Source organism: Phascolarctobacterium faecium DSM 14760, assembly GCF_003269275.1.
Classification (GTDB): domain Bacteria; phylum Bacillota; class Negativicutes; order Acidaminococcales; family Acidaminococcaceae; genus Phascolarctobacterium; species Phascolarctobacterium faecium.
Map to the genome: position 1 here is coordinate 45,540 of NZ_QLTS01000012.1, position 10,743 is coordinate 56,282.

Consider the following 10,743-nt stretch of genomic DNA (forward strand, 5'->3'; position numbering starts at 1 on the left):
TTTAAAAATCCTCCGGTTTCAATAATGCATAAATCAGATAAAATAAAATACCTACTGCTAAAAGCGAACTGAGCCATAACTCAGTCAAGGACAGCATTTCCATCATCATTTTCCCTCCTTGTACAAAAACACCACTTGCAAATCACCTTACTACTGATGATGACTTATTGTACTACTACCTTGCGTAAAGCCGCTGTCAAAAGAACCCTCCCCGCTGTAAAAAAGTTGTAAAAATTTGCCGTTCTGCGATTACTGTTTATTCTGTTCTAATAGAAGACTATAGCTGAAAATAAATAAAAATACCTCGGGAAAAATCCCGAGGTATTTTTCAGTTTATCTCAATAACCTTACCAACACCAATTTCTTTAACAGGTATCTGTGCATGTACTGCCGCTTTCGCTTGAAAGGAACAGCAGTGGCACGGATACAGCTCTCGGATACTATGCTTCTGTAAATAGGCGATCGTTTTTTCCAGACGGTCGTCGACCTTAAATAAATGCCAGCCGCCGATAACCCCCTGAACCTTAGCTTCACCGCAAACCTTTTTAGCATATTCAATGATATTGCAGATCCCGCTGTGCGAACAGCCTGTAATCACAAATAATCCTTCTGAGCCTCGGTAAACTAAAGCCGTATCATCAAGTACTAAATCTACAGGATCCTCAGCACTGCCAAACCCATGCCGCTGTTCAAAATCATTCAGTGTTGGGATCTCGCCTAAAAAAACCAGCCGTTTTGTTAACCATACCGGTTCTTTACTAAGCCGCAGCCTGCACTTTTCCTGCAGCTGCTGTGCTGTAAAAGGGGCGCCTATAGCTTCGCCGGCAAACTGCTTCGGCTTCAGGGCATCCGGATGCGCCAGCAGCTGCAGTTCAGAAAAATATTCCTGCTCGCTCAGCCATAGCAAACCCCGTGTATGATCATTATGCCCATGTGAAAGCACTACCTGCTGTAAGCGGCTCAAATCAATCCCCAACGCCTGGGCGTTTCTAAGAAATATATCCGAATAACCCACATCAAATAAAATTCTGACATCACCATCTTCCAGATAATAGGCTACGCCCGGCTCACCTAAATAATAACGGTCAATCAGAGTATTGTTATCTACCAACACAGTCAGCTGCATCATATACCTCCATTATTTTCAAAAAATCAGTCTGTAACTTTTTTACTTTCCCTCCATAACTTTTCACGAAACCAATACTCCTACAAGCTGTATTTACTTTCACATTAAAGCTTCCCTGCAAGTATCATAAGTCATTCCTTCTCAGAATACAACTTTTTTCTAAATCTGCGGCATCGCGCCATAAAAGAAATGTCCTGCACTTGGTAGTGCGGGACGTTTCGTAAAAATTATAAAATTGTTCTTTTAACCTGCTAAACAACCGACACGGTCATTTAAAAAATGCAGCAGCCGATAACGGAAAAAGGAACCATTAGTAAAGCTTTGACACAGCTTTTCCAGCCAGCTGTAGGAACAGCCAAAATCCTCATAAAAAACTTCTTCGCACCAGATCTGCTGCTTTATATATTCAAAAACCTGTGGCACCTCTTCAAACAGCAGGATCTGTGCTACCGCAGTTGTATCCAGCCTATGTGAATTGAAAGCAGTACAGATATCCTGAAGCTGCTGCAGGCATTCACCTTCCGGCAGTTGCCACAGCTGCTGCAGCTTTTGTAACAGTTCCAGCATAGCAGCTTTATTTTTAACATCGCGGTCGGCAATATAGTCACATAAAGCCCCTGTACTTACCAGAGGCATTTTTAATTCATCATTTCCATACATGCTATGATAAAAAACTGTAGGAAAATAAACATACTGCAAAAAGCCAAGCACGGCATAACAATTCGGCAGGCACAGCCATTGACTGCTGAAAATCTGCATTTCAGCAGCGATGATACTTGCGTTAACAATCACCGTTTCCTGCGTATTGTCTTCACAAAACCCGACTGTCGCCAAACGCTTTTCTGAAAGAAATTTATCCCAATAGGTCAGTTCATTATAACATTCATAATTTTTCATGCTAGATCAACGTGAGAAATATTCTACAACGAGCTGGTCTTCGATCTGAATAGGAATCTCTTCCCGCAGAGGCAGACGAACCAGAGTACCGCTGAAGCTTTCTTTATCCTTACTGATATACGGCAAAGCAAAGCTTTCACGTTCCAGGAAATTACTTTTAAAAAGCTCGTTACTGCGCGAATTTTCTTTCAAACTGATCACATCGCCTGCCTTACAGATATAAGACGGGATATTGACATTTTTACCATTGACCAGAATATGACGGTGCGTTACCTGCTGGCGTGCCAGACGAATAGAATTTGCAAAACCGATACGGTAAACCAGGTTGTCTAAACGGCATTCCAGTGTGCAGAATAAAGCGTCTGCCGTACGTGCCTTACTTTTACTTGCAGCTTTATAGTATCTCAGTAATTGACGTTCAAAAATGCCATAATAAGCTTTTATTTTTTGTTTTTCTAAAAGTTGTTTACCATATTCTGACATTTTTTTACTGCGTTTTACAGTTGTTCCCAATCTATCCAAAGCTTTGGGATGACCACACACATTGATGCCGAATCTACGGCACTCTTTAAATCTCGGTCCTCTTCTTGTTGCCACGTTTACATCTCCTTTATTATAAAAAATCATCAGCCGCTCTGGTTAGCTATCGCTAACTTCAAGCTACATTATAGCAACAACTTGCCCAGCCGTCAATATCTGCACAAAAATATACAAAAAGCACCCTGTAACAAGTACAGGGTGCTTAATTTCATAACTAAAAGCTAATATTATTCGCAGGTAAATGGCAGCAGAGCTACGTTACGTGCGCGTTTGATAGCAGTAGTCATTTGGCGTTGATGTTTAGCACAGTTACCGGAAATACGACGGGGCAAAATTTTGCCGCGTTCAGTAATATAACGGCGCAGCTTAGCAACGTCCTTATAATCGATTTCTTCAACTTTATCAACACAGAAGCTGCATACTTTTCTTCTGGTTCTTCTGCCTCTTTCACGTTTCATTCGCATAACCTCCCTATTTAGAATGGGATCTCTTCATCAAAAGGAACTGCGGAACCAAAAGATTCCATCTCGCTCTTCGGACCTGCATCGCCGGACTGAACCGGAGCTCCGCTGCCAGTTGCTTTACGTTCAATGAATTCTACGCTGTTGGCAATAACTTCTGTCACCCAGCGTTTCGTACCATCTTTAGCATCATAGCTGCGAATCTGCAAACGACCGTCTACAAGAGCCCTTTGACCTTTTGTAAGACTATTCCCGCATAATTCAGCGATTTTACCCCATACAACGATAGCAATAAAATCAGCTTCTCTTTGGCCTTCCTGATTAGCAAAAGGTCTGTCTACCGCTAAAGTGAACTGGCATACAACTTTGCCTGTCTGAGTATAACGAACCTCAGGATCACGAGTTAAGCGGCCCATTAAAATAACTTTGTTCATACTAGTTACCCTCCTGGTTACTCACCTTTTCTGATAATCATGTGACGCAAAATTTCATCGGTAATCTTCATAACGCGGTCAAGTTCTTTGACTGTTTTAGGTTCTGCACTGAAAGTTACGAGAACATACAAACCTTCTGCGATATCGTCGATTTCATAAGCAAGACGTTTCTTGCCCCAACGATCGGTTTTTTCTACAGTACCACCGTTATTGTTGATGAGGTTGTCAAATTTAGCAACAAGAGCTTCAAAAGCTTCCTCTTCAACGGGTTTTACGATGTACATGACTTCGTAGTTATTCACGAAATCACCTCCTCCTTTGGACTTTGGCCCCCTAATGGGAGCAGGGGAAGTATATATTACTATATACAAGCTTATGTATTATACCATTAGTCCCAGTAAATTGCAAGGGCAGTTTACTAAAAATAACCGTCATACTAAAAAGCATGACGGTTATTTCCTTCGGCTGTTTTCTACGACTCTTTCCCTTATTTACGGCTTGTCTTATTTAGCGCCGAAGCTTTATTTTTCCCTCATAAGGCCCTTTTTATCAGGCGTCAGTTTTGACAAAATCGTCAAGCACCGCGCCGGGAGCTACCATTGGTTCAACCAGATCACTTTGTTCTACTACCGCTTCGATCAGGAAATTTTTTCCTTGTTTACGCGCTTTTGCCAATGCGGCGGTAAATTCAGCACAAGTAGTTACTGTCGCACCGTCTGCTCCGCAGGCTTTAGCAAAACCAACAAAATTAAACGGCGTCAGAATAGTAGAAGAGTAACGTTTATCATAAAAAACCTGCTGCCATTGACGGACCATACCCAAACAACTGTTATTGATGACAACAGTAATAAAAGGAGCGCTTTCACGCATCGCTGTATAGATTTCCATACCGGTCATTTTAAAGCCTCCGTCGCCGCAGATCTGTACAACCTGCGCCTCAGGCAGGGCAATTTTAGCTCCCAAGGCTGCCGGCAGACCAAATCCCATCGTTCCGCAGCCGCCGCTGGTCAAATGATGCCGCGGCGCGTCTACTTCCAGATGCAAGGCTGCCCACATCTGATTTTGCCCGACGTCAGTAACAAATACCGTATCTTCACCTTTAAAGCTGCGCGTCAGTTCTTTCATCAGCCAGGGCGCTGTCAATCTTTCGCCGGACTGTGCCGCACGGTTTTCTGTCGCATCCCAGGCTTTGATCGTATGCCACCAATGTTCTATATCAAGTTTTTTCACCCGTTCACTCAGCTTGTTGAGATTCTCTTTCATATCTCCGACTAAAGGCAGCGCTGTCATAACATTCTTATCTACTTCAGAAGGATCAATATCCAATTGGATAATCGTTTTTTTACCAACATAACGATTACGGTCACCTGTGACTCGTTCACTGAAACGGCTTCCCGCTACGATAAGTACATCGGCATTAGCAACTGCCATATTGGCTGCAATGTGTCCGTGCATACCTGTCAGCCCCAGGCATTGCCGGTCGCTTCCCGGAAAAACCCCAATCCCCATCAGCGTATTGACGACTGGCATCCCTGTTTTTCTGGCAAAACGCAGCACCTCTTCCGCAGCACCACTGTGAACAGCGCCGCCGCCTACCAGAAATACCGGCTGTCTGGCATTAGTAATAGTAACTGCTGCGGCTTCCAATATCTCTTCTCTGGCCGTTTCCATAACAGGCGGCGTCAGTGGCTCCGCTTCCATCCACTCCACATCTCCGACCTGCAGATTGCTGGGAACATCCACCAGCACCGGTCCCGGACGACCTTCCTGTGCCAGGTAAAATGCCTGCCGCAGCGCCGGCAGCAAATCCTCAGGCTTACGCACCAAAATATTATATTTCGTTATCGGCAATGTCACACCGACAATATCTATTTCCTGAAAAGAGTCTCTGCCTAAATTTGCAACAGAAACCTGTCCCGTAATCGCTACCAGCGGTACGGAATCTAAATAAGCTGTAGCCAGTCCCGTAACGATATTGGTCGCACCGGGGCCGGAGGTAGCTATACAAACCCCCGTTCTGCCGCTGGCACGTGCATAACCGTCAGCAGCATGGATGGCTCCCTGTTCATGCGCCGTCAGTACATTACGCAGCGGCGCGTCATATAACGCATTATACAAGGGAATTACCTGACCGCCCGGATAACCGAAAACAGTATCTACTCCCTGTTCCAACAAAACTTTAATAATAGCTTGCGCACCAGATAACTTCATTCTTCGCTTTCCTCCCAAAATCAGCACTTTCAGACTGCAGCTTGTTCCTGCAGCATCAAGGTATTTACGGAAACCACCGCGACCTGTTTTGCCAGCAGCTTCGCCATTTGCGCAACATCACTTTCAGTATTCAAAACAATTTCCAGTTCCATTCCGTCAGACTGAACCTTCATATTGAGTTCCTGCACGTCCACACCTTGTTTTGACAATACCCGCAGCACTCTCGGCAGTAAAGTCTCCTCATTTTTAGCCTTTAAAAATAATTTTCCCGACATTTTGATTTCCTCCCTCGTATGATTTTGATGGAAAGCAGTGCGTTAGGAACAAATAAAAAACGCCCCTGCTTTTGCAGGGGCGTATAAAATACGCGGTACCACCCTAATTTATAACTTCGCACCAGTCCATCAACCGGCTCAGAATTAACGCATCTGGTACGCATCATGCTACTTACTTCTGCTTTCGCTGACGAGTTCATGGGTGATTTACTCAACAAGCGCTCCGTGCCGATTTCCACCAACCATCGGCTCTCTGTGACTTTACATCTTGTCTTTCTTCCCAATCATCACTTTTACAATACAATATTAAGATTGGTCATATTATGCCACTTTTAACAGCACTTGTCAACACTTTTTTCAAAAAATCTTATATTTGTTCCAATGTTTACAATGTTCTTAAATAATTGCCTACCAAAACAGAAATTCGTTCACTATATGCAGCATGATTAACTGCTAAAACTTCTTTGACCTGATCTGCAAAATTACCTGCTTCCGGAGCCAGCAAAGTTTTATAACTTAATGCGTAAGCTTTTCCTGTCTCAGTCTGTGGTATCAGAGCGTCTGTTTCTGCTAAACCGGCATAATCCCGCATTTGACAGGCCAGCTGCGGTGCCAGCTTCAGCACCGTTTCCCAGGCTGCCAGCCACAATACGCTGCTGAGCTTAAAATGCACTTTCCCTTTCAGGGTTTTAGCTACTGCTCCCAAATCTTTTAAGGTCAAATCAGCATGTAAAAAACTCAGTCTGTAGCCAAAAGTATCAGCAATAGCGGCATGGGTCTGCAGCATTTCCTGCAGCAGCTGCGCCTCATCCAGAGTATTGAGCCCTAAAGCCGCAAATTTAATGCCGTTACGTTGCAATTCATTAGCAATCAGGTAATGCTCCTGTGGAGAAAGTAATTTACCCTCTTTAGATATCAGCAGCTCAAAATCTATTTCCCAGGGAGTATTTTTAAGATAAGAATTATAAATGAACTGTGCGTGCATAATAGCTTCACCATATTCCAAAACGATACGCCGCAGCTGTTCAGGCTCAAAATGAATAACTTCACTTCCTACCTGAAAATTTGCTTCCAAATATGAGCCCTGCATCGCATCACGAAATTCCTGCGGAAAATCATTATAACGCTTCTCTACCTCTGCATCTGACATTTTTTCGATCTGCAGATTTATTTTATCGCTGCAGTCCAGGCCAATCATGCTATAGCCGTATAATAATGCCTTTACAATATCTTCTTCACTTTTCAACCCTTCAGCATTGGCACCATAGCCTTCTTTATAACCTGTTTCAAAAACTCCCCAGGTTGCAGCATCTACAGCTTCCAGAAAATTGCGTTTTAAGAGCACGCTGTCAGCAGCTGAATATTCTGCAAGGACAGGCTTTACCTGCTTTTTAGCAAACAGCGGCGCAATGCATCCGCCTGCAGCTCCCAGCCAGTCACTGAAACCGATACTCGTACCTTTAGTGCCGCAGGCACTGGGCGCTGCCCATTTTACAAAACGACGGATAACTGCCGCATTATTTGCATTCAAAGACATAATATCCACATGCAAACCATCCTGTTCACAGGAATTTTCGACAGCCCACATCGCTGTCAAAGGACATTCCCCCTGTGTAACACAGACTAATTTTTTATCAGCAGCCTTTATAACCAGTGCGACCCAGCCGTTAGTGACTTCGCTCAGAGAGGCTGACACAACCTTGCCGCCTGCCGCAGCCTCCATTGTTTTTACTGCCAGTGCTTGTTTAATAGCCATTTTTCATCCTCCAAAACTCTCAGTTATCTTCCTTCTAATATTATCCACAATCTGCGCCTTTTACGCAAGTAAAACCCGGAAAATAACTAAACGCTATTTAAACCTTTGTTCGCAAAACTATAAATTATGCTTATCGACAGTACTTTTAATTTATCCACCTAAGGCGGATACAAAATATATGTGTCAAAAAAGCAAAATCCTCTCCATTTATCAACAATATCCACATAGTTTTCCACAGCATTCTGTGTATAAATTACATATTATACACAGTTTCAATCTTTTTTTCCCCTAAATTTTCCAAGTTATACCATATCACCCTTAAGTTATACACATTTTATCAACATTCTGTGGATAACTTTCAGAAAACTTTCCCCATTTTTCCACAACACAATATCTAGTTTGTTTATTGGCTCATACAGATGCTGAAGTCTATACTTTGTGTTCAAAGTGCACTGTCAAGGGCAACTTTTAATCGTTTGATTAAAAGTTTTATTTAAGCGCTTCTTGACACTGACAAAAGCTTTTACAAGTGTATATTTAAAGCCTTCTTTCTTCAGCCTAAATTTTCTGAAAATAAAAAAGCAGCAGTTTTTTTTAATTTAACTGCTGCTTAACTCAATTTTTACCGCCGTTTTATCTGTGCTATAGTAAATAAAAACAGACCAAACCATATCCAACCAAAAGCGACCATATGTACGGATGTGAAGTTTTCTCCGTACATAAAAACGCCTATCAGCAAACTGATTGTTGGAGCAATATACTGTAAAAATCCAATTATTTTTAACGGTAAAAGCTTTGCCCCTGCCGTAAAAAACAATAACGGCGTAGCCGTCACTACACCGGCACAGGCCAGCATTATCAACGTACTGGTTTCTGCTGTTTGATAAGCACTGGTTCCATGCAGGCTCAAATAATATTCATAAGCCAAAGCCAGCGGCGTTATAAGCAGTGTTTCCAGCATAATACTCGTCATTGTCGTTACCGATAAACATTTCTTGATCAAGCCGTATAAAGCAAAAGAAACAGCTAATGATACAGAAACCCAAGGCAGCTGGCCCAGGTTCCAGACCATTGTACCAACACCGATCACAGCGCAGATAACTGCTGCCATTTGCCAGTTATCCAAACGTTCTTTCAAAAAGAAAACACCAAAAACAATGCTCACTAAAGGATTGATATAATAGCCCATACTGGTTTCTACTATTCTGCCGTCATTGACAGCCCAAATAAACAACCCCCAGTTGAAACTGATCGTAATTGCCGCAGCCAGCATTGCCAGAGCCTGTTTAGGATTTGTAAAAATATCCTGCGTTTCTGCTAAAAAACTTTTTACTCTGCCGGAAGCGATGATCAATATCCATACAAAAACACAGGACCAGATAAAACGATTTGATAAAATCTCAAAAGCCTGTACTACGCCTAAAGTTTTCCAATAAATAGGCAAAATTCCCCATAGTAAATAAGCAGTCAAGCTATAAATTATTCCCTGTCTGAAAGTGCTTTCCATTGTTCCTCCATCTATCTGCCAATAATTATTTTCTTAAACTTGCCGGAATTGGAATTTTCAGGGCAATGATCGCCGCAGCTACCGGCAGCCAGGTAACGATCTGCATTACCAGCGGTAAACCAAAATTATCGGCAATAAATCCTAAAATAGTAACGCCAAAACCACCCATACCGACGCTGAAACCAATAGTAAGACCTGCTGCCATCCCAACGTTATCAGGCAGCATCGTCTGCGCTAAAACGATAGTTGTAGCAAACGACCCGATGATAAAAAAACCAGAAGCCACAACAGCCAGCATTGCGCCAATTTCCGTTCCTGCATGGCTGATCAGCCATATCGTTGGAATACTTAGTATAATCGATCCTAAAATGATCCTGCGGGCGCCTAAACGGTCACTGAGCACTGCACCCGTATAAGTTCCTGCTACACCACCCAATAAAAATGCCGACACCAAAGCGCTGGCAAAAATTGCTTCACTGCCACGAAATTTCATAAAAAATAACGGCAGATACGTAGATAATCCCGTATGGATAGTAGACCTCATAAAGATAAAAAACAGCAGTATAAACATTCCTGTATAAGAGAGCTTTTCTGAAGCAGCTTTAATTTGTACTGCAGCTTTTTTCAAACTATGCTCCGCATTAACACGTTTGTAATCTGGCATATATTTCATCATTAACCCAAAAACAAGCAGCCCTGGCAGAATAAAATACATCGTATTATGGATGCCATCCTGCAGTCCAATGAGAAAAGTCATCAAAATGGAGCCGACGGCCATACCGGCATTGCCTCCCAGAGAAAAAATGCCCATATTTTTGGCTTTACTGTTTTCATCGCTTAAAAAATTAACAGTTTTTGAAGCCTGAGGATGATAAGTCGCACTGGCTATACCGATTATAATAACGGTCAATAAAATTAAAGTATAACTGGAAACCCAGCCTATGGCGGCAAACCCCGCACCTGCCATAGCAGCGCAAAAAGGCAGCAGGACAGGCATAGATCGCTTATCCGTAATATAACCAAATACCGGCTGAATAACCGACGACGTAATATTCTGCGTCAAAACTATAGCTGCCAGCTGCGAATAACTCAATGTAAATAATTCTTTAAGGTGTGGCAATACTATTGGTAAAGCACCAGCCTGTAAGTCAGTCACCAAATGACCTACTGCTAATGCTAAAATAGGTAAAAAATTTTTCTTTTGCATAACATGTCCTTTCAGAGCGATAAGTATATTGTAACATAAATACTCCTTTTAGTAGTGTTTTTAAGAAAAATTTACTTAAAGCGGTTATTCATTATAAGAATCGATATTTTACTTCATAAGTACACAGGCATGCAACTTCCGGTTTTGCCTGCCATGTGTCCCAGGGCAAGGTCTGGCCGGATAGTATTTTCATCACATAAAAAAATAACCATACCGTATGGTATGGTTATTTTCTAACCGGCAGCTTTCTATCCTCCCAGGCCGCTTCCAGCCAAGTACTTTCGACGTTTAAGGGCTTAACTACTGTGTTCGGGATGAGAACAGGTGGA

12 protein-coding genes, 1 rRNA gene and 1 other annotated feature are annotated in these 10,743 nt (G+C 42.5%); all 13 genes read right to left on the reverse strand.

Features of this window, described 5'->3' with window-relative positions; genetic code table 11:
- Position 1 precedes the first annotated feature (1 nt).
- Positions 2-109, reverse strand: a complete 108-nt coding sequence (gene kdpF / locus C8D73_RS10595; RefSeq protein WP_211305815.1) for a K(+)-transporting ATPase subunit F — start codon at positions 107-109, stop codon at positions 2-4.
- Between the two features lie 219 nt (positions 110-328).
- Positions 329-1,126 carry an MBL fold metallo-hydrolase gene (locus C8D73_RS10600; protein WP_113078181.1) on the reverse strand — a complete coding sequence of 266 codons (798 nt, stop codon included), beginning with the start codon at positions 1,124-1,126 and terminating at the stop codon, positions 329-331.
- A gap of 243 nt (positions 1,127-1,369) precedes the next feature.
- The gene (locus C8D73_RS10605; protein WP_113078182.1) at positions 1,370-2,023 is read right to left on the reverse strand and encodes a hypothetical protein; all 654 of its coding nucleotides are present in this window, start codon (positions 2,021-2,023) and stop codon (positions 1,370-1,372) included.
- A 6-nt stretch (positions 2,024-2,029) separates the two neighbouring features.
- Positions 2,030-2,620 carry a 30S ribosomal protein S4 gene (gene rpsD, locus C8D73_RS10610; RefSeq protein ID WP_113078188.1) on the reverse strand — a complete coding sequence of 197 codons (591 nt, stop codon included), beginning with the start codon at positions 2,618-2,620 and terminating at the stop codon, positions 2,030-2,032.
- A gap of 170 nt (positions 2,621-2,790) precedes the next feature.
- The gene (rpsR, locus tag C8D73_RS10615) at positions 2,791-3,021 is read right to left on the reverse strand and encodes a 30S ribosomal protein S18 (RefSeq protein WP_021717084.1); all 231 of its coding nucleotides are present in this window, start codon (positions 3,019-3,021) and stop codon (positions 2,791-2,793) included.
- Positions 3,022-3,038: 17 nt separating this feature from the next.
- On the reverse strand, positions 3,039-3,458 hold the full coding sequence (locus tag C8D73_RS10620) for a single-stranded DNA-binding protein (RefSeq protein ID WP_021717085.1): 420 nt from the start codon (positions 3,456-3,458) through the stop codon (positions 3,039-3,041).
- Between the two features lie 17 nt (positions 3,459-3,475).
- Positions 3,476-3,760, reverse strand: coding sequence for a 30S ribosomal protein S6 (gene rpsF / locus C8D73_RS10625; RefSeq protein WP_021717086.1), 285 nt, complete (start codon positions 3,758-3,760; stop codon positions 3,476-3,478).
- Between the two features lie 247 nt (positions 3,761-4,007).
- On the reverse strand, positions 4,008-5,669 hold the full coding sequence (ilvB, locus tag C8D73_RS10630) for a biosynthetic-type acetolactate synthase large subunit (RefSeq protein ID WP_113078183.1): 1,662 nt from the start codon (positions 5,667-5,669) through the stop codon (positions 4,008-4,010).
- A gap of 29 nt (positions 5,670-5,698) precedes the next feature.
- Positions 5,699-5,944: an ACT domain-containing protein gene (locus C8D73_RS10635; RefSeq protein ID WP_046430741.1), complete on the reverse strand. Its 246-nt coding sequence runs from the start codon at positions 5,942-5,944 to the stop codon at positions 5,699-5,701.
- Between the two features lie 72 nt (positions 5,945-6,016).
- Positions 6,017-6,241 (reverse strand) — a binding site (T-box leader).
- 88 nt (positions 6,242-6,329) lie between these two features.
- Complete coding sequence (locus tag C8D73_RS10640) at positions 6,330-7,700, reverse strand: tagaturonate epimerase family protein (RefSeq protein ID WP_113078184.1); 1,371 nt, start codon at positions 7,698-7,700, stop codon at positions 6,330-6,332.
- Positions 7,701-8,322: 622 nt separating this feature from the next.
- A complete protein-coding gene (gene rarD / locus C8D73_RS10645; RefSeq protein WP_021717090.1) occupies positions 8,323-9,207 on the reverse strand; it encodes an EamA family transporter RarD in 885 nt (294 codons plus the stop codon).
- 25 nt (positions 9,208-9,232) lie between these two features.
- Positions 9,233-10,414 (reverse strand): MFS transporter, encoded by a 1,182-nt coding sequence (locus tag C8D73_RS10650; protein WP_113078185.1) that lies wholly within the window; start codon positions 10,412-10,414, stop codon positions 9,233-9,235.
- 235 nt (positions 10,415-10,649) lie between these two features.
- Positions 10,650-10,743 (reverse strand): 5S ribosomal RNA (rrf, locus tag C8D73_RS10655); the annotation flags it as partial.